The sequence below is a fragment of the Kitasatospora sp. NPDC043950 genome, from assembly GCF_056435345.1.
Genome location: NZ_JBWKER010000016.1, coordinates 68,556 through 87,948, shown reverse-complemented (window position 1 = coordinate 87,948; position 19,393 = coordinate 68,556). Strand labels below are relative to the sequence as shown.

The following is a 19,393-nucleotide window of genomic DNA, read 5'->3' as shown; positions in this document are numbered from 1 at the left end:
GGCTCGCGACCATGCGGTGGCGGCCGGCCGGCCGAGGATCGCACATGACGTAGCAAGGCAAGGTGCTGGAGGTTCCGTGGACCTGTCCCTGTCGACCCGTTCAGTCGGCGATCGTACGGTCGTCGAGGTTGGCGGCGAGATCGATGTGTACACCGCCCCGAAGCTGCGGGAGCAGCTGGTCGAGCTCGTCAACGACGGCAAGTACCACCTCGTCGTCGACATGGAAGGCGTTGACTTCCTCGACTCGACCGGCCTCGGTGTGCTGGTGGGCGGTCTGAAGCGGGTGCGTGCCCACGAGGGCTCGCTGCGCCTGGTCTGCAACCAGGAGCGCATCCTGAAGATTTTCCGCATCACCGGCCTGACCAAGGTCTTCCCGATCCACACCTCGGTGGACGACGCGGTCAACGCGACCGACTGACGCGGCCGGGCCGGCCCGTGCCCGTGGAGGCCGGCCCGTTCGTCCCACGCGTCCGGGGTGCCGGGGCCTGCGGGCCCCGGTGCTTCCCCGGCCGCCCCGGGGCCGGTTCCGCCGGCCCGCAGGGGCCGCATCGTCGGCCCCGGTCGGAGCACCCCGAAGGGGAGAGATGGCAACCGTCGAACTTCGATTCAGCGCGCTTCCGGAGCACGTGCGAACGGCCCGGCTGGTCGCCGCGGCCGTCGCGAGACGGGCCGGGGTCGACGAGTCGGTGCTCGACGAGGTACGGCTCGCGGTCGGTGAGGCCTGCTCCCGCGCGGTCGGCCTGCACCAGCGCGGCGGCATCGGCGGCACGGTCCGGGTCGCGTTGACCGACCAGGAGAAGCGTTTCCTCATCGAGGTCGAGGACGAGGCCGGCCCCGCCGCCGTCCCGACCCCCGGCGCCGCCGAGGAGGCGGACCCGGACGAGGACACCCTCGGCCTCGCGGTGATCACCGGCCTGGTCGAGGACCTGGAGGTCACCAACGGCACGGACGGCGGCCTGATCCGGATGAGCTGGCCGGTCTCGGTCGAGTCCGTGGTGGTCTGAGGGCCCCGACCTTCGGGGTGCCTCGTGCGCCCCGGGTGGTCCGGGTGTCGGTCCAGTCCTCCGGGACGCGTTGACACGTTGTTGAACCTGGCGGTTCGTTGCTTCCGGCACGACCGGGTCCGATCGGTGATCGGACCTGTCGTGACAAGGAAGGCGCTCCGGGCCAAGCTGCCGATCAGCTCCTCGGTGAGCACCTGGGGCGAAGAGGTCTGCTTCGGCACGCCGGTCAGCGTGCCGCGCGCCGTCCGGCCCGGCCCGGCCCGGCTATCCGAACCGCCCGATCCGCGTCGAGCGCGCCTGAGCGGGGCCGGGCACCCGGTGGGGACAACCCGAGGTCCGGGAACCGGGCGCCAGTCGGCGGACATCGGCCGTGTAGGTTCGACGACCGAAGACGACCGAAACCGAAAGGCCTCTCCCGGTGAACAAGCGACTGCTGGCCGTACCCGTCCTCGGCGCGCTGCTCGCGTTCGGTGCCGTCGGCTGCGGCGACGACAACGGCAAGCAGCTGGAGTCCTGGGCGTCGAACGTCTGCGGCTCGGCCAAGGACCCGATCGTCCAGGCGCAGGCCGCGCTCGCCGACACCGCCCAGGTGAAGACCGGCGAGACCCCGACCGAGCTGCAGAAGCGGCTCTCGACGGACATCGGGCGGCTGGCCAAGACCAACCAGGACATCGCGGCGGCCATCACCGCGGCCGGGGTGCCCAAGGTGAAGGACGGCGCGAACCTGCAGAAGGACGCCGTCGCCGAGTTGACCAAGGCGGCCGACGGCTATCAGGACATCCAGAAGAAGCTGGACGCCGTGACCAACACCGACCAGTCGAAGTTCGCGGACGGCCTGCGCAGCATCTCGGACCAGATCCAGCAGCTGGCCTCGCTGTCCACGCAGGCGCAGGGCAAGCTGCAGCGCGGCGACCTCGGTGCGGCCATGGCCAAGCAGGACGGTTGCAAGCCCGCCGCCGCGGCCCCGGGCGGCGCGTCCGCCACCCCGAGCGCCGGGGCGCCCGGCGGGACGCCCGCGCCCGGCGCGACGGACGGCGCGAGCCCGTCGACCGCCCCCTCCGCGGGCACCGACACCACCCCGGCGAGCCCGCCCGCCGCCCCGCCGACCACCCCGACCACCCCCGTGCCCAGCACGAGCTGAGCCCGGGGCCCGTCGGGCCGGACCCTCCGACGCCGGTCCGGAGGGTGCCCGACCCCGCCCCCGACCCACCCTCGACCCGCCCCGGACCCGGCGGCCGCCCGGTCCGGGGCGGGGGACAATGGCGGGGTGATCAGTAGCCCCGTTCTCGACCAGACCCGCCTCGCCAAGTTGCGTGAGGCGCTGCTCGCCGCCTCGTTCACCGCCGATGGCTGCCTCGACCTGCTCGGGCCCACCGGCTATGCGGCGTTGGCCCGTAGCGAGGCCGTGCCGGCGCTGCGGGCGACCAGGGGCGGCAGCCCGCTGGAGACGCTGGTCCGGCTGTTCCTGCTCCAGCAGCCGGTGCCGTACCGGGCGGCCGCGGCCGCGCTGCCGGTCGAGGACTGCCTGGCCGACGGCTGGCTGCGCTCCGACGGTGAACTGGTAAGGGCGACGGTGGACGTCCGGCCGTACGCCAACGAAGTGGCCGGGATGGACAGTTCGGACGCCTGGGTGGTATCCGACCTGGGCTGCGCGGTGGGTGGCGCGGGCGGCATCGGATCCGGCGAGACCGCGCACGGGGTGGCCCGCAAGGACCTGGTGCTCGGGGTCGGCGGCGCGTCGACGACGCTGGCCAACATCACCGTGCGCCGTCCGGTCCGGTCCGCGCTGGACCTCGGTTCGGGTTCCGGCGTGCAGGCGCTGCACGCGGCCCGGCACGCCGGGCAGGTGACCGCCACCGACCTGAACCCTCGCGCGCTGCGCTTCTCCGAGCTGACCCTCGCGCTGTCCGGTTTCGAGCGGCGGGAGGCGCTCGCCGGCAGCCTCTTCGAGCCGGTCGGGGAGCGCCGGTTCGACCTGATCGTCTCCAACCCGCCGTTCGTGATCTCGCCGGCTGGCCGGTTCACCTACCGCGACGGCGGCATGGCCGGCGACGACCTGTGCCGCAGCCTGGTCCGCTCGGCCGCCGACCACCTGGAGCCGGGCGGCTACTGCCAGTTGCTCGCCAACTGGCAGCACGTCAAGGGCGAGGACTGGCGCGAGCGGCTGGCCAGCTGGGTGGCGGGCACCGGGCTGGACGCCTGGATCGTCCAGCGGGAGGTCCAGGACGTCGCCCAGTACGCCGAGTTGTGGCTGCGGGACGGCGGCGATCACCGCGGTCCGGGCGGCGACTACCAGGCCCGGTACGGCGAGTGGCTGGACGCCTTCGAGGCGGGCCGGGTCGAGGGCATCGGCATGGGCTGGATCACCCTGCGGGCGAGCGGCGCGGAGCGTCCGACCGTCCGGGTGGAGGAGTGGCCGCACCCGGTGGAGCAGCCGCTGGGCCCGCACATCGAGGAGTGGTTCGACCGGCAGGACTTCCTGCGTTCGCACGACGACGCGGGCCTGCTCGCGACCCGTTACGTGCTGGCCGACGAGGTGGTCCAGGAGCAGGTCGGCGAGCCGGGCGCGGAGGACCCGGAGCACGTGATCCTGCGTCACAACCGGGGCATGCGGCGGGCCACCAAGGTGGACACGGTGGGTGCCGGTTTCGTCGGGGTCTGTGACGGTTCGCTGTCGGCGGGCGAGATCGTGGACGCCATCGCGCAGTTGCTCGGCGAGGACCGGGTGGTCCTGCGGGACCGGGTGCCCGAGTCGCTGCGGCTGCTGACCGAGCAGGGGTTCATCCGCCCGGCAGGCTGACCCGGCGCACCTGACCCGGCGCACCTGACCCGGCGCCCTCGGGGTGGTGCCCCGGCGCGGTGCCCCTGGCGGGGGCGGTCGGCGCCGGTTCACCTTCCCGTGCCCCCCGGTTCGTCCGGCGGTCTCCGGTCGGCCGCCGCGCGTTGGCCCCCTGCTGCGAGGCTCTGTCCACAGGCTGTGGACAGAGCTGGGGAGCCGGGGGCCAGGGGTGGACACGACGACGGCGACGGTGGGCGGGCTGGTGCTCGCCCTCTTCGGTGGCGTGCTGCTGCTCTGGTGCGCCGCCGAGGTGCGCCTGCGCCACCGGGTCCGCCGCTCGGGGGCGTCGGCGGTGGCCACGGTCGTGGCCGAGGACGAGGCGCACGGTCAGCTCGACAGCGCCCCGCTGCTCTCCTTCTCCGTCCTGCCCCCGGTCGAAGGAGCCGGGGCGGGCCGGATCGCCGAACTGGTGCTCACCCGTCCGCGCGGACACACCCCGCTGCGCCGTCCGGACCGCTTCACTCCGGGCGCCCCGGTGCGGATCTGCTACGACCCGCGCCGCCCGAGCCGGGTGGTGCTGGCGGCCGGGGAGGTCCGCCGGGCCGCCGTCGCCGACCTGCTGTGGAGCGTGCTCGGCATGGGCTGTCTGGCGGCGGGCGCCGGGCTGCTCGCGGTGGTCAACGGCTGAATCCGGGGCGTACGCCCGACCCCGGTCGGGCTCGCCGGGAACCGGTGGCCGGCGCTCTGCGGAGGCCCCGCCGCGGCCCTCCGCGGGGCCGTCGATATTCCGTTGACAGATTTTGAAATCCGTCATTCCATCCTCCGGAACCCGCCGAAGCCCCCCTCCACGGGGCGCGAACCTCCGTCATCGGGTTACCGTTCGAGTGGCGTCGGTGAGCCCGGCAAAGTGAAAACGCGGGATCCTTCCGTTTGACAAGGGTGGCCGGGGTACGGTCACACTCCGCTGGTGGGGTCGTCGTACAGCGGCAGCCCCGGGACGGTGGAGGGGTCGGGCGGAGCGCAGCCCGTGCTGCCGGCGCCGACCAGCCCACATAAGGACCGGGAGAGAAGAGCGAAGGTGTCCCCGAGCAGCGAGACCGCGCACGGACAGCGACTCGTCATTGTCGAGTCGCCGGCCAAGGCGAAGACGATCAAGGGCTACCTGGGCCCCGGCTACATCGTCGAGGCGAGCGTCGGGCACATCCGCGACCTCCCCAGCACCGCGGCGGAGGTCCCGGACAAGTACACCGGCGAGGTGCGCCGCCTCGGGGTGGACGTCGACCACGACTTCGCCCCCATCTACGTGGTCAACGCGGACAAGAAGTCCCAGGTCAGCAAGTTGAAGTCGCTGCTCGCGGAGTCCGACGAGCTCTTCCTCGCCACCGATGAGGACCGCGAGGGCGAGGCCATCGCGTGGCACCTCCAGCAGGTGCTCAAGCCCAAGGTGCCGGTGCACCGGATGGTCTTCCACGAGATCACCAAGACGGCGATCCAGGAGGCGGTGGCCAACCCGCGCGAGCTCAACCAGCGCCTGGTCGACGCCCAGGAGACTCGCCGCATCCTCGACCGCCTCTACGGCTTCGAGGTCTCGCCGGTGCTGTGGAAGAAGGTCATGCCGAAGCTCTCGGCGGGCCGGGTGCAGTCCGTCGCGACCCGGCTGGTGGTCGAGCGCGAGCGCGAGCGGATCGCCTTCCGCACCGCCTCGTACTGGGACCTGGTCGGCACCTTCGGCACCGGCCGCACCCCGGCCGACGCGGCCAACCCGGAGACCCTCGGCGCCCGGCTCTCCTCGGTGGACGGCAAGCGGATCGCCACCGGCCGCGACTTCGGCTCGGACGGCCGGCTGAAGGCCGGCAGCGCCAACACGCTGCACCTGGACGAGCAGGCCGCCCGGCAGCTGGCCGCCGCCCTGGAGCAGACCGCGTTCAGCGTCCGCAGCGTCGAGTCCAAGCCCTACCGCCGCTCGCCGTACGCGCCGTTCCGCACCACCACGCTCCAGCAGGAGGCCAGCCGCAAGCTGGGCTTCGGCGCCAAGCGGACCATGCAGGTGGCCCAGAAGCTGTACGAGAACGGCTTCATCACCTATATGCGTACCGACTCCACCACGCTGTCGGAGACCGCGATCTCCGCCGCCCGCGCGCAGGTCACCCAGCTGTACGGCGCCGACTACCTGCCGGACGCCCCGCGCACCTACGCCAGCAAGGTCAAGAACGCGCAGGAGGCGCACGAGGCCGTCCGCCCCTCCGGCGACCGCTTCCGTACCCCCGCCGAGACCGGCCTGACCGGCGACGACTTCCGGCTCTACGAGCTGATCTGGATGCGCACCGTCGCCTCCCAGATGAAGGACGCGGTCGGCCAGTCGGTGACCGTCAAGGTCGGCGGCGCGTCCGCGGACGGCCGTGACGTCGAGTTCTCCGCCTCCGGCAAGATCATCACCTTTCACGGCTTCCTCAAGGCCTACGTCGAGGGCGCGGACGACCCGAACGCCGAGCTGGACGACCGCGAGCGCCGGCTGCCGCAGGTCGTCGAGGGCGACCCGCTGGCCGCCGAGCAGCTCACCCCCGAGGGCCACGCCACCAAGCCGCCGGCCCGCTACACCGAGGCCTCGCTGGTCAAGGAGCTGGAGGACCGGGAGATCGGTCGCCCCTCCACCTACGCGTCGATCATCGACACGATCATCCAGCGCCGGTACGTGTTCAAGAAGGGGACGGCGCTCGTCCCGTCCTTCCTCTCCTTCGCCGTGGTCAACCTCCTGGAGAAGCACTTCGGCCGGCTGGTCGACTACGACTTCACCGCCAAGATGGAGGACGACCTCGACCGGATCGCGGCCGGCGAGGCCAAGTCCGTGCCGTGGCTGAAGCGCTTCTACTTCGGCGAGGGCGACGGCCACGCGACCGGCGGCGCCGCCGAGGCCGGCAACGGCGACGGCGACCACCTGGGCGGCCTGAAGGAACTGGTCACCGACCTCGGCGCGATCGACGCCCGGGAGATCAGCTCGTTCCGGATCGGCGACGGCATCACCCTGCGGGTCGGCCGCTACGGCCCGTACGTCGAGCGCGCCTCCGACGTCGAGGGCGAGCCCGGCCAGCGCGCCGACATCCCCGACGACCTGCCGCCGGACGAGCTCACCGTCGAGCTGGCCGAGGAACTGCTGGCCAAGCCCAGCGGCGACTTCGAGCTCGGCCCGGACCCGGTCAGCGGCAACATGCTGGTCGCCAAGGACGGCCGCTACGGGCCCTACGTGACCGAGATCCTGCCCGAGGGCACGCCCAAGACCGGCAAGAACGCGGTCAAGCCGCGCACCGCCTCGCTGCTGAAGACGATGTCGCTGGACGCCGTCACCCTGGAGGACGCGCTGCGGCTGCTCTCGCTGCCGCGTGTGGTCGGCGCCGACGCCGAGGGCGTGGAGATCACCGCGCAGAACGGCCGCTACGGTCCGTACCTCAAGCGCGGCACCGACTCCCGCTCGCTCACCAGTGAGGAGCAGATGTTCACGGTCACCCTGGAGGAGGCCCTGGCCATCTACGCCCAGCCCAAGCAGCGCGGCCGGGCCGCCGCCGCCCCGCCGCTCAAGGAGCTGGGCACCGACCCGGTCAGCGAGCGCCCCGTCGTGGTCAAGGACGGCCGCTTCGGACCGTACGTGACCGACGGCGAGACCAACGCCACGCTCCGCAAGGACGACGAGGTCGAGACCATCACGCCGGAGCGCGGCTACGAGCTGCTCGCCGAGAAGCGGGCGCGCGGGCCGGTGAAGAAGACGGCGAAGAAGGCCCCGGCCAAGAAGGCGACCGCCAAGAAGGCGACGGCGACCAAGACCGTGGCCACCAAGACCGCGGCCGCGAAGAAGACCGCCGCCAAGAAGACCGCGACGAAGGCGACCACGGCGAAGAAGACGGCGGCCAAGAAGACCGCCGTCGGGAAGGCCGCGGCCACCGACGAGGGCTGATCTCCTCCGGATCCTCCGACAGGGGGCGCCGTCGGTGCCGCTGCCAGCGCCTTCGCCAGCGTCTCCGCCAGTGCCTGCCAGTGCCCGCCAGTGCTCACGGGCCCGCGACCCCACCCCGGGGACGCGGGCCCGAGGCCGGTCGGACGGTGTGCGCGGAACGTCACAACCCGGTGATGAGCGGGATCCGGAACCCCGTTCATCTCATTCCGGTCAACCTCAGCCCGCTACGCTGACCGTATGACGAGCGAGGAGCAGCCCACCCCCAGCGCCGCCCCGGCCGCCCGCGACGCCACGTCCGGGCTGCCCGAGGTCGCGCCAGCCGGGACCCCGGTCGACCGGGCTCGCGCGCTGCTGCGGACGCGCCCCTACCGGCGCCTGTGGACCACCCAGCTGATCGGCGGCACCGCCGACCGGCTCGGCCTGCTGGTGCTGCTCGCGCTCACCGTGATCGCCGTCGCCCTCGGCGGCCGGTTCGGCGACCTGCCGCGCAGCCTCGCCTTCGCCGTCACGGCGGTCCTCGCCGTCCGGCTGGCAGCCACCGGGCTGGTCGGCGTCGCGCTGCTCGGGCCGGTGCACCGGCTGGTCGCCGGCCGGCTGGACCGGCGCTGGACGCTGTTCGGCGCCGACGCGCTGTGCGCCCTGCTGATCGGCCTCGCACCCTGGTGGACCGTCTGGCTGGGCTCCGGCCCGAAGCCCTCCGTCGGCGCCGCCTACGTCCTGCTCGCCACGGTGTTCGTCACCGGTGCCGCCGAGCGGGTCCGGGGGATCGCCAAGGACGCCGCCGTCCCGGGCCTGCTGCCGCCCGCCGATCCGTACGCCCCCGCCGCCGAGCAGCGGCCCGCCGCCGCCCACCTGGACACCGTCCGGAGCATCGACCGCTTCACCGGCTGGGCCACCCTGCCGCTCGCGGCCGCCGGCCTGGTCGCCCTCACGCTGCTGAACAACATCGGCGCGGCGCTCGGCTCGGACTGGCTCCGGGCCCACCAGCTCACCCTCGCCGCGCTCGGCGCGGCCGGCCTGTTCGCCGCCTCGGCCGCCCGCGACTACCTCCAGCAGCTGCCCGTCGGCCCGGTGGCCGTCGCCCCGCACTCGCCGCTGCAGGGCCTGCGCGCCCCCACCGACGCCACCCCCGGCCCCGCGCTGAGCAAGGGCCGAACCGGCAGCGCCCCGTACTTCACCTTCGCCGTCGCCGCCGGGTACGCCTCGATGGCCGGCGTCGCCGCGCTCGCGCTGCTCACCGCCGCCGAGCACCGGGCCGGGCCGATCGGCTACGGCCTGCTGGTCCTCGCCGCCACCGCGGCGCCCGCCCTCGGCTCCCGGCTCACCCGGGCCACGCTGCCCGCGCTCTCGCGCCGCCGCCTGCTCGCGCTGGCGCTGCTCACCGAGGGCGTGGCGCTGATCCTGGCCGGGCTGGTGCTGGACTTCGTCCTCGTCCTGGCCCTCACCGTGCTGGCCGGCCTCACCGCCGGGATCGTCGTCTCCGCCGGGCGCACCCTGCTCGGCCAGGAGGTCGAGGAGGCCCGGCTGCCGAAGGTCACCGAGCACCTGTACGCGGTGCTGCGGGTCGTGGTCGGCGCCGCGCTGGTCGTCGTCCCGCTGATCGCCGCGGCGTACGGGGACGTCGAGTACGGCACGGTCGAGCCCGGCTCGTTCACCTTCATCCACGGCGGCGCGGCTCTCGCCGTCGCCACCTCGGGGCTGCTCACGCTCGTCCTCGCCGCCGTCGTCCTGCTGCGGACCGACGACCGGCGCGGCACCGCGCCCTTCGGCCGGGACCTGGTCGACGCGGTGCGCGGCGCCGTCGGCCCGGCCCCGCGCCAGGGCGCCGGCACCGGCTTCTTCATCGCCCTGGAGGGCGGCGACGGCGCCGGCAAGTCCACCCAGGCCCAGGCGCTCGCCGAGTGGATCCGCGGCAAGGGGCACGAGGTCGTGCTCACCCGCGAGCCCGGCGGCAGCCCGGTCGGCCAGCGGCTGCGCGGCCTCGTCCTGGACGTCGGCAACACCGGCCTGTCGCACCGCGCCGAGGCGCTGATCTACGCCGCCGACCGGGCCGAGCACGTAGAGAACGTCATCCGGCCGGCCCTCGCCCGCGGCGCCGTGGTGATCACCGACCGGTACATGGACTCCTCCATCGCCTACCAGGGCGCCGGGCGCGACCTGGCCGCCACCGAGGTCGCCAGGATCTCCCGCTGGGCGACCGGCGGGCTGCTGCCCGACCTGACCGTCGTCCTGGACGTCGACCCGACCAGGGCCCGGGAGCGCTTCACCGAGGCGCTCGACCGGCTGGAGTCCGAGCCCACCGAGTTCCACCAGCGGGTCCGGGCCGGCTTCCTCGCCCTCGCGGCCGCCGACCCGGCGCGCTACCTGGTCGTCGACGGCAGCCAGGCCCCCGGCTTCGTCACCACCGCGATCCGGCACCGGCTCGACCGCGAGCTGCCGCTCTCCGAGCAGGAGAAGGCCGCCCGCGCGGAGCAGGAGCGGCTCGCCCGCGAAGAGGCCGAGCGCCGCGCCGCCGAGGAGGCCCGCAAGAAGGCCGAGGCCGAGGCCGCCGAGCGCAAGCGGCAGGAAGTGCTGGCGCAGCTGCGGGCCGAACAGGCCGAGCAGGAGCGGCTGGCCAAGGAGGAGGCCGAGCGGGCCGCCGCCGAGGCCCGGCGCAAGGCCGAGGAGGAGGCCCGTCGCCGGGCGGAGGAGGAAGCCCGCCGCCGAGCCGAGGAGGAGGCCGAGCGGAAGGCCGAGGAGGACGCCCGGCTGGCGGCGGAGGCCGCCGAGCGCAAGCGCCTCGCCGACGAGGCGGCCGCCCAGGCGGAGCTCCAGCGGCAGCGCGAACTCCAGCGCGAGGAGCAGCGCCGCCGGGCGGAGGAGGCGCTGCAGCGGGCCGAGGAGGCCCGGCTGGCGCAGGCCGCCGCGCTCGCGGCCGCGGCTGCGGCGGCGCAGACGACGGCGGATCGGGCGGCGGCGGGTTCGGCGGGCCTGGCGGGTTCGGCCGGTCCGGCCTCAGGCTCGGCTGCTGGTCAGGCTGCTGGTTCGGCTCCTGGTGATGCCGTGACCACCGAGCTGCGGGCCGTCCGGGACGTCCCGGGGGCGGGGTCCGTGGGCACTCCCGGGCCCGGTGGGACCGACGAGGCGACGCGGGAGCTGTCGCTGCGGGACAGCCGGGCGGCCGTCCGGGCGGCGGAGGCCGCCGACGAGACCGCCCAGCTGCCGGTCGTCCCGTCGACCGCCGTGGACGAGACGGCCGTGCTGCCGAAGATCACGGAGGAGGCGGACCGGACCGCTGTGCTGCCGCGGATCGAGCCGGGGCGTCCGGCGCCGGAGCGTCCTGTGTCGGAGCGTTCTGCCCCGGAGCGCCTGGCACCGGGCCGGGTGGAGCCGGGCCGTGCGGGGGCGGGTCGTACCCAGGCGGGCCGTACCGAGGACCGGGTGCCGCCGGGGCTGTGGCGCGAGGAGCCGGTGGACAGCACCCGCGAGCTGCCGGTGGTCGGCGACGAGCCGCAGCCCGCCGACGAGTCGCAGGCCACCGCCGAGCGACCCCGGCCGGAGTGGGCCGAGGAGACGCCGATGGACGACCTGCCGAGCCTCACCGACACCCTGCTCGGCTCGCGTGACGAGTGGTCGCGCTGGAATCACGGCGGCCCAGCCCCGCAGGACCCGCGTGGCGGCCAGGACCGGCCCGCCCCCGGGGGCGACCAGGGCGAGGGCGGCGGCAAGGGCAAGGGCCGTCGCTGGGGCCGTCGGGGCTGACCTCGGGCTGCGGCGGTACGGACGCCGGCAGGACAGCGGTACGGACGACGGGCGGCGTCGTCGGGGTGGAGAGCCCCGGCGGCGCCGCCCGTCGCCTTCGGCGTCGGGGCGCCTCCTTCGGTGGTGGGCACCCCGGAGGGCGCCGTGGCTGTCGGAGCGGACACGTATGCTCGACGGCGGGGAAGAGGCGCCGGGAGCGCTGCCGTACGGAGCTTGGGAGCAGCAGTGGCCGTCTGGGACGACCTGGTGGGCCAGGAGCGGGTGGTCGAGCAGCTGACCGCCGCCGCCCGGTCGGCCGGGGCGACGATCGCGGCCGGCCGCGGAGCCGGCCCGCAGCCGGGCGGGAACGCCTCCCTGATGACGCACGCCTGGCTGTTCACCGGCCCGCCCGGGGCCGGGCAGGTCACCGCTGCGCGCGCGTTCGCCGCGGCCCTCCAGTGCACCAGCCCGGACCTCGCGCTCGGCGGTACGCCCGGCTGCGGGTTCTGCGACGGCTGCCACACCGTGCTGGCCGGCAGCCACGCCGACGTCAAGTACGTCCGGACCGACGGCCTGTCCATCGGCGTCGGCGACATGCGCGAGCTCGTGCTGCGCGCCTCCAGCTACCCGACCGGCGGCCGCTGGTCGGTGATCCTGGTCGACGCCGCCCACCGGCTCACCGAGGCCGCCGCGAACGCGCTGCTCAAGGGCGTGGAGGAGCCCTCCCCGCGCACCGTCTGGCTGCTCTGCGCCCCCTCCGTCCAGGACGTGCTGCCGACCATCCGTTCGCGCTGCCGCCTGCTCGTCCTGCGCACGCCCACCGCCGAGGCCGTCGCCGACATGCTGGTCCGCCGCGACGGCGTCGACCCGGAGACGGCCCGGCTGGCCGCGCTCGCCGGGCAGGGCGACGTCGGGCGCGCGCGCCGCCTCGCCGTCGACGACCAGGCCCGCACCCGCCGCGCCGAGGTGCTGCGGATCCCGCTGGAGGTCGCCGACATCGGCGGCTGCCTGGCCGCCGCCCAGCGCCTCGTCGACACCGCCAAGGCCGACGCCGAGGCGCTCGCCGAGACCCAGGACGCCAAGGAGACCGACGACCTGAAGGCCGCCTACGGCGCCACCGAGGGCAGCAAGGCGCCGCGCGGCATGGCCGGGGCGGTCAAGGAACTGGAGAAGCGGCAGAAGAGCCGGGCCACCCGCACCCGCCGGGAGACCCTCGGCGTCGCACTGCTCGACCTGCTCGGCTTCTACCGGGACGTGCTCGCGCTGCAGCTCGGCTCCAGCGGCACCCTCGCCAACGAGGACCAGCGGCAGGCCCTGAACCGGGTCGCGCAGGAGGGCCCGCCGGAGAGCACGCTGCGCCGGATCGAGGCGGTGCTCGCCTGTCGGCAGGCGTTGGACCGCAACGTGGATCCGCTGCTCGCCGTCGAGGCGATGACGGTGGCGCTGCGCGCGGGCTGAGCTGAACCGCGCTGCCGCGCTGCCGCGCCGCCGGGCCGTTCCGGGGTGGGCCCGTCGGGCTGAACGCCCGGCGTAGGCCCGGCGTAGGCCTCCCGGAGCCGTCCCGTTGTCCCACCTTCGAGTGAATGATCGATACGCGCCGGGCACACCCGCGTGTGACCGTCCGCCCGTTGTGCACGCTGGGGGCCGACTGTGCCCCGGTGCCGGGGCCGTCGCCCCCGTACGGCACCGGGTCCCGTCCGGCGCCGGCCCTCCTCCCGAGGCGGTGCGTCCCATGGTTCGTTCGCTCCTCGTCATCCCTCTGCTGATGGCCGCGCTGGGCGGGATCTGGCTGGCCCGCGGCGCGCTCCAGCGCTGGCGCGACCTGCGCGCCGCCGCGACGTACGAACTGGCCGGTGAACGCTGGCCGATGCTGGTGCGGGCGGCCGGAGCGATGATCTGCGGGGTCTGCGTCACCGCGTTGACGCTGCTCACGGCGCTCGGGGCGTTCGGCGGCCTGACCCCCCGCAGCCAGGAATCGGACCGGGCCGAGCCGGTGGTCGACGCGGCGGGTACGGGCCAGGGCGGGGGACCGGCGGTCCGGCAGCAGCCGGCGCCGCCCGTCGTGGCGGAGCCGGCCGCGGCCTCCGCCGCCGTGAGCCACTTCGACGGTGTCGGCCAGCCGGGCGGCGGCGAGCTGCTGCAGTCCGCCGTGCCCGGCCCGGACGGGCAGCCGCGCACCGTCCGGGTCTGGCTCCCGCCGCAGTACGCCAAGGAGCCGAACGCGCGCTTCCCCGTCGTCGTGATGCAGGCGGCCACCCCGCGCAAGACCGCCGACGCCGAGGTCCCGGACGTCTTCGAGGGCCTCACCGCGGCCCTGCAGACCGGCCGCGCCCGCCCCTTCATCCTGGTCGCCCCCGAGGCGCCGAACGGCACCGCGCACCCCTGCGACCTGGTCGCCGCCGCGCCGGCCGCCGTCGCCGACGACGAGACGCTGCGCGCCGCCATCGCCGCCTCGTTCCGCATCCTGGCGCCCGGCCCGGCCTCCTGGGGCACCCTCGGCGTCGAGGGCGGTGCGCCGTGCGCCGCCGCCGCCGTGCTGTCCCGCCCCGACCTGTACGGCGCCGCCGCCGCGGTGTCCGGCCGCTACGACGCCGCCGCGCTCACCCAGGCCGGCGCCGAGGCCCCGGCCGGCAGCGCGGCGAAGCTCCTGCTGGCCGCCGCCAAGGCCGACACGGCCGGGCTGGACGCGGCCCGCAAGCTCCAGGCCGCGCTCACGGCCGGGGCCGGACCGGCGGCCAAGGCCGAGGTGAAGATCTCCGACAACGTGCAGGACTACACCCCCGACCGGGAGCGGATGCGGCTCGTCCGGCAGGCGGCGCAGTACCTGGCCGACGCGCTGGCCAAGGCGTCCTGAGCCGCCGTCCCGGACGGGGCGTCGCCGCCCGGTGCCCGTAGCGGGTGCCGGGCGGCGTGCTGTGGTGCAATGCGAGTCGGGTCGCCGGGCGACGACCCTGGGTGACGATCGAGAGGGCTCGGATGATCGCGAGGGGTCGGATGAGGGCCACCGGGCGGGTACTGGCGGCGGCGCTCGCCGTCGGGCTGCTGGCGGGCGGGTGCGGTGCGGGTTCCTCGGGTTCCTCGGGTTCAGCGGGTTCGTCCGGGGCGGGGGGCGCCGGGCCGTCCAGCCCGGCCGCGCCCGGGGTCACGCCGCTGGAGCCGCTGCCCGCCGCCGTCCCGGCCGGGCTGGCCCCGTACTACGCGCAGCGGCTCGACTGGCAGCCGTGCGACGGCGGATTCGAGTGCACCGCCTTCCGGGTGCCGCTGGACTACGACCGCCCCGGCGACGGCGACCTCACCCTGGTGGCGGCCCGCGCCACCGCCGTCCCGGCGGGCTCGGGCTCGGGCTCCGAGGAGGGGACCGGGGGAGGCCGGCTCGGCTCGCTGCTGCTCAACCCCGGCGGGCCCGGCGGCTCGGCGGTCGAGTACCTGGAGGCCACCGCGCGGACGTACGACAGCGGCGTGCGCGCCCGGTACGACCTGGTCGGCCTCGACCCGCGCGGGGTCGGCCGCAGCAACCCGGTCACCTGCCTGAGCGGCGACCGGATGGACGCCTACACCGCCGTCGACCTCACCCCCGGCGACCAGCACGGAATCGACGCCCTGGTCGCCGCCGACAAGGAGTTCGCCGAGGGCTGCCGCCAGCGCGCCGGGGCGGCGCTCGGCCACCTCGGCACCGTCGAGGCCGCCCGCGACATGGACGTGCTGCGCGCCCTGCTCGGCGACGAGCGACTGAACTACGTCGGCAAGTCCTACGGCACCTTCCTCGGCGCCACCTACGCCGGGCTCTTCCCCGGCCGGGTCGGGCGGCTGGTGCTGGACGGCGCGGTGGACCCGTCGCTCGACTCGGTCACCGGCAACCGCACCCAGGCCGGCGGCTTCGAGACGGCCTGGGCCGCCTTCGCCAAGGACTGCGCCAAGCACGAGGACTGCCCGCTCGGCCGCACCGAACAGCAGATCGGCGAGCAGCTCACCGCCCTGCTCGCCACCGTCCAGGCCAGCCCGCTGCCCAGCACCGACCACGGCCGGCGACTCACCGAGGCCCAGGCGACCACCGGCGTCATCCAGGCCATGTACGCCGACTTCCTCTGGCCCAAACTGCGCACCGCGCTCACCGACGCCAAGGCCGGCGACGGCACCAGCCTGCTGAGGCTCTCCGACTCCTACTACGGGCGCGAGGCGGACGGCTCGTACCCCAACCTGATGTTCGCCAACACGGCGGTGAACTGCCTCGACCTGCCCGCCCCGTTCGCCGGGCCGGAGGACGTCCAGCGCGCCGTGCCGGACTTCGAACAGGCCTCGCCGCACTTCGGCCGCGACATGGCGTGGATGGCGCTGGCCTGCACCTACTGGCCGGTCCGGGCCACCGGCACGGCGCACACCATCCGGGCCGCCGGCGCCGCCCCCATCGTCGTCGTCGGCACCACCCGCGACCCGGCCACCCCGTACGCGTGGGCCCAGGCGCTGGCCGGGCAACTGGAGTCCGGACGCCTGCTCACCTACGACGGGGACGGCCACACCGCGTACGCGCACCACGACGCCTGCGTGGACGGCGCGGTCAACCGCTACCTGCTGGCGGGCGAGGCACCGGAGCCGGGCGCGCGCTGCACCCGGTAGGCGGGATGGTTTCCGCTTCAACCGACCGCCGGTGCGACGTTACGATGAGCGCCCCCCGCCCTCATCCCCTCCCCTCCCCGGAGCGCACCGTGCTCGGAGTCAACGACCTGGCGACGTACGTCCTCGGCGCCCTCGTCATCGTCCTACTGCCCGGCCCCAACTCCCTGTACGTGCTGTCCGTCGCCGCCCGCAAGGGCATCCGGACCGGCTACCAGGCCGCCGCCGGCGTCTTCGTCGGCGACCTCACCCTGATCAGCCTCACCTCGCTGGGCGCCGCCTCCCTCCTCAAGGCCAACCCGGCCGTCTTCGCCGTGGTCAAGCTCGGCGGCGCCGCCTACCTGCTCTGGATCGGCTACGGCATGCTCCGCGCCGCCCGCCAGCTCTGGCGCGAACGCCGGACCGCCGACAACCCCGACAACCCCGCCGCCACCGCCGAACCGGCCGCCGAACCCGTCGAGCGCCCGTTCCGCCGCGCCCTGGTGATCAGCCTGCTGAACCCGAAGGCGATCCTCTTCCTGCTCTCCTTCTTCACCCAGTTCGTCGACCCGGCCTACGGACAGCCGGCCCTCTCCTTCGGCCTGCTCGGCGGCATCCTGCAGACCTTCAGCGTGCTCTACCTCTCCCTGCTGATCTTCGCCGGCACCACCCTCGCCACCGCCTTCCGCCGCCGCCGTCGCCTCTCCGCCACCCTCACCAGCGGCGTCGCCGTCCTCTTCGCCGGCTTCGCCGCCAAACTCGCCGTCTCCTCCGCCTGACCCCCACCCCCGCCAACCGGGTGTGGATCACCCGCGAAACCTGTGTAGACTGGCCCGCGTTGCCACCACGCGTGACAACGGCGCCGCCTTAGCTCAGCTGGCCAGAGCAACGCACTCGTAATGCGTAGGTCGCGGGTTCGAATCCCGCAGGCGGCTCTGTAGAAGCCCCAGGACTCACTCGCCGTGACCTGGGGCTTTTGCGTGCGTGGGGTGGAGTGGGGCGGGGATCAGGGGGCGGGCCAGTCGGCCCAGGTGGCGGAGGTCATGGTGACCAGGACGGTGCGGTCGCCCTTGTAGGGGGCTCGGCCGTGGCTGGCGAGGATGTTGTCGACGACCATGACGTCGCCCTGTGTCCAGTCGGGGGCGAGGGTGGTGCGGTCGAAGGCGGCGTGGATCTCGGCCAGGGTGTCGGCGTCGATGGGGCTGCCGTCGCCGAAGTAGGCGTTGCGCGGCAGGTTCTGCTCGGGGAAGACGGCGAGGAGGGCCTCGGTGGTCTTCGCGGGCAGTGAGCCGATGTGGAAGAGGTGGGCCTGGTTGAACCAGACGGTCTCGCCGGTCACTGGGTGCCGGGTGAGCGCCGGGCGGACCTGGCTGGTGCGCAGTAGGTCGCCCTCCCACTCCCAGGCGATGCCGTTGTCGCGGCAGTAGGCCTCGATGTGCCCGCGGTCCTCGGTCTGGAAGGCCTCCTGCCAGGAGAGGCCGATGCCGTCGTGGTAGGCACGGGTGTAGCGCACGCCGAGGGCGGAGAACTTCTCGACCAGCTCGGCCGGGAGCTCGGTGAGGACGGTGCGGCTGTCCGCGACCGGGGTCTGGCCGCCGGTGCTCGGGGTGCGGGTGGCGAGGAAGAAGAGGTGGTCCGGCCAGCGCGAGGAGTAGGAGCTCTCGTTGTGCTGGGGGATGCGCTGGTCGGCCGGGTACTCGGTGGAGGTGTAGACGCTGCCGGCGACCCGCGAGCGCGGGGTGGAGCGCTCGGTGTACTCCAGGGCGCCGCCGCCGAGGACGGCGGCCACGCCGGCCAGCTCGTCGGTGGAGGCGACTGCGGCGCCGATGAGCCTCAGCGAGCCGTGGCGCAGGGTCAGTCGGCGTAGTTCGGGGCGGTGGGCGAGCAGCCACTCGCCGCGCTCCGTCCGGTCGGGAACGGTGGCGACGGGCTGCACCGTCCCGCTCTCTTCGAGGAAGGACACTTCAAGGTCCGTACGCGATCTCGTCACGGCGGCTCACCTCGTCTGTGCGGTGGTGTCGGGGATCGGGAACGCTGTCATCTTCGCCGCCTGGCCGCTGCCGGGGACAGGCGATTAAGAGAGGCCCGAAAACGTCTGGCGAACGCGGGGCCGGGGCCGCGGTGGGGCCGCGGACCCGGCGGTGGGCCGAGGGCTACCGGCCGGCCAGGACGGACCGGCCGTGGGGCGCGTTCCGGTGCGGCGCCGTGCCCGGGGGGTGGGCCAGGAGACGGGTGCCGCCGTTCAGCAGGGAACGGCCCAGGGGAGTCACGGTGTGCAGGACGAGGTTGCGGGTGCGACGGGTGGCGATCAGGCCGGCCGCCCGCAGGACCGAGGTGTGCTGGCTGACGGCGGCATTGGAGACGCCGACGCGGTCGGCGAGTTCGCCGTTGGTGCTGCCGTTGAGCAGGGCCTCCAGCAGGGCGGCCCGGGTCTTGCCGACGAGGCTGGCGAGGGCCTCGCCCTGGGCGGGGTCGAGCGGCCGCTCGGCCTCACGGGTGCCGAGCACGGCGTCCCCGCGGGAGTCCGGGCGTATCGGGAAGACCAGGGCCGGGGCCGGTTCGGCCTTGACCACGGTGGCGTGCGGCGGGACCACGGCGGGCGCGGTCAGGAACAGCGACGGCGTGATGAGCAGGCCGCGGCCGCTGAGCTCGATGGTCTCGTCCCGGTCGTCCTCGACCTCCAGAACCGGTGCCCGCCAGTGGACGCGCGGGTGCAGGGCCTGGAGCAGCGTCTCGACTCCGGAGGCGCTCATGATCTGCCGGTAGGCGTCGGTGTCGCGGACCAGCCGGGCGTGGATGGCCTGCCAGTACGGGAGGACGGCGATCGTGCCGAACTCCTGGACCAGGCCGTCCGGTCCGGAGGGGAGGTCCTCACCGGTGGTTCGTTCCGGAAGCCGCGGTAACGGGTCGGACGGATCGTCCACCTGCGGTGGCGGAGCGCCGAGCAGATCCCAGATGGTCCGTCCGGAAAGGTCGAAGCGGTGTATCAGACGCTGGAGCTCTTCTCGGCTCCGTACGCTGTTGGTGACTGTCTGATGCCATCTTCGGAAGTAACCACCCGAGTTCTTCGACCAGTTGTCCAAGGCGAACGCCGCCTCGGCCTCGGCTGTCGGTGGTCCGGCGACCCGGACGCGGACGAGGTCCTCCATGGAAAAGACGATGCGGCTCACGAACGTGTTCCCCTTCCCCCGAAGAGAACTCGGCCACGCGGACGTTCGGCCGAAGTTCCCCCTCATTCGACTGGGGGCAATCATCGCCGTTCGCCGGCGCGCCGGGGTATCCCCCGTTCGGGAGATCCGCAGGATCGGGCCAGGGGGTCGCACTCGGTGACAGGAAGGGTGGGGGCGGTGGAGG

At 74.4% G+C, this 19,393-nt stretch carries 13 protein-coding genes and 1 tRNA gene; 12 read left to right on the top strand and 2 right to left on the bottom strand.

Annotated features, from left to right (window positions below; genetic code table 11):
• Positions 1-76 precede the first annotated feature (76 nt).
• The 12 genes from bldG to AC07BF_RS13555 all read left to right on the top strand — a co-directional run bounded on the left by bldG (position 77) and on the right by AC07BF_RS13555 (position 16,974).
• Positions 77-418, top strand: a complete 342-nt coding sequence (gene bldG / locus AC07BF_RS13610; RefSeq protein ID WP_049659132.1) for an anti-sigma factor antagonist BldG — start codon at positions 77-79, stop codon at positions 416-418.
• Between the two features lie 166 nt (positions 419-584).
• The gene (locus AC07BF_RS13605; RefSeq protein WP_363587411.1) at positions 585-1,004 is read left to right on the top strand and encodes an ATP-binding protein; all 420 of its coding nucleotides are present in this window, start codon (positions 585-587) and stop codon (positions 1,002-1,004) included.
• A 418-nt stretch (positions 1,005-1,422) separates the two neighbouring features.
• On the top strand, positions 1,423-2,145 hold the full coding sequence (locus AC07BF_RS13600) for a hypothetical protein (RefSeq protein WP_400803932.1): 723 nt from the start codon (positions 1,423-1,425) through the stop codon (positions 2,143-2,145).
• A 126-nt stretch (positions 2,146-2,271) separates the two neighbouring features.
• Complete coding sequence (locus tag AC07BF_RS13595) at positions 2,272-3,804, top strand: DUF7059 domain-containing protein (protein WP_478333390.1); 1,533 nt, start codon at positions 2,272-2,274, stop codon at positions 3,802-3,804.
• A gap of 208 nt (positions 3,805-4,012) precedes the next feature.
• Positions 4,013-4,471: a DUF3592 domain-containing protein gene (locus AC07BF_RS13590; protein ID WP_400803925.1), complete on the top strand. Its 459-nt coding sequence runs from the start codon at positions 4,013-4,015 to the stop codon at positions 4,469-4,471.
• 390 nt (positions 4,472-4,861) lie between these two features.
• A complete protein-coding gene (gene topA, locus AC07BF_RS13585; protein WP_478333389.1) occupies positions 4,862-7,729 on the top strand; it encodes a type I DNA topoisomerase in 2,868 nt (955 codons plus the stop codon).
• Positions 7,730-7,966: 237 nt separating this feature from the next.
• Complete coding sequence (gene tmk / locus AC07BF_RS13580) at positions 7,967-11,470, top strand: dTMP kinase (protein ID WP_478333388.1); 3,504 nt, start codon at positions 7,967-7,969, stop codon at positions 11,468-11,470.
• 225 nt (positions 11,471-11,695) lie between these two features.
• Positions 11,696-12,907 (top strand): DNA polymerase III subunit delta', encoded by a 1,212-nt coding sequence (locus tag AC07BF_RS13575; RefSeq protein WP_363627900.1) that lies wholly within the window; start codon positions 11,696-11,698, stop codon positions 12,905-12,907.
• A gap of 274 nt (positions 12,908-13,181) precedes the next feature.
• On the top strand, positions 13,182-14,303 hold the full coding sequence (locus AC07BF_RS13570; RefSeq protein ID WP_400986181.1) for an alpha/beta hydrolase: 1,122 nt from the start codon (positions 13,182-13,184) through the stop codon (positions 14,301-14,303).
• 140 nt (positions 14,304-14,443) lie between these two features.
• Complete coding sequence (locus AC07BF_RS13565; protein ID WP_478333387.1) at positions 14,444-16,063, top strand: alpha/beta hydrolase; 1,620 nt, start codon at positions 14,444-14,446, stop codon at positions 16,061-16,063.
• An 89-nt stretch (positions 16,064-16,152) separates the two neighbouring features.
• Positions 16,153-16,818 (top strand): leucine efflux protein LeuE, encoded by a 666-nt coding sequence (gene leuE, locus AC07BF_RS13560; protein WP_400326991.1) that lies wholly within the window; start codon positions 16,153-16,155, stop codon positions 16,816-16,818.
• Positions 16,819-16,900: 82 nt separating this feature from the next.
• A tRNA-Thr gene (locus AC07BF_RS13555) sits at positions 16,901-16,974 on the top strand.
• A gap of 71 nt (positions 16,975-17,045) precedes the next feature.
• Here the strand turns inward: AC07BF_RS13555 and AC07BF_RS13550 are convergent.
• The gene (locus AC07BF_RS13550; protein ID WP_400326951.1) at positions 17,046-18,002 is read right to left on the bottom strand and encodes a TauD/TfdA family dioxygenase; all 957 of its coding nucleotides are present in this window, start codon (positions 18,000-18,002) and stop codon (positions 17,046-17,048) included.
• Positions 18,003-18,192: 190 nt separating this feature from the next.
• Positions 18,193-19,188, bottom strand: a complete 996-nt coding sequence (locus AC07BF_RS13545; RefSeq protein ID WP_400803907.1) for an ArsR/SmtB family transcription factor — start codon at positions 19,186-19,188, stop codon at positions 18,193-18,195.
• Between the last annotated feature and the right edge of the window lie 205 nt (positions 19,189-19,393).

What these genes read in the sequence shown, in the direction of transcription:
- AC07BF_RS13545 (WP_400803907.1), bottom strand. Translation starts at nt 19,188, where the DNA reads ATGGAGGACCTCGTCCGCGTCCGGGTCGCCGGACCACCGACAGCCGAG.
- tmk (WP_478333388.1), top strand. Translation starts at nt 7,967, where the DNA reads ATGACGAGCGAGGAGCAGCCCACCCCCAGCGCCGCCCCGGCCGCCCGC.
- AC07BF_RS13565 (WP_478333387.1), top strand. Translation starts at nt 14,444, where the DNA reads ATGAGGGCCACCGGGCGGGTACTGGCGGCGGCGCTCGCCGTCGGGCTG.
- AC07BF_RS13605 (WP_363587411.1), top strand. Translation starts at nt 585, where the DNA reads ATGGCAACCGTCGAACTTCGATTCAGCGCGCTTCCGGAGCACGTGCGA.
- AC07BF_RS13570 (WP_400986181.1), top strand. Translation starts at nt 13,182, where the DNA reads ATGGTTCGTTCGCTCCTCGTCATCCCTCTGCTGATGGCCGCGCTGGGC.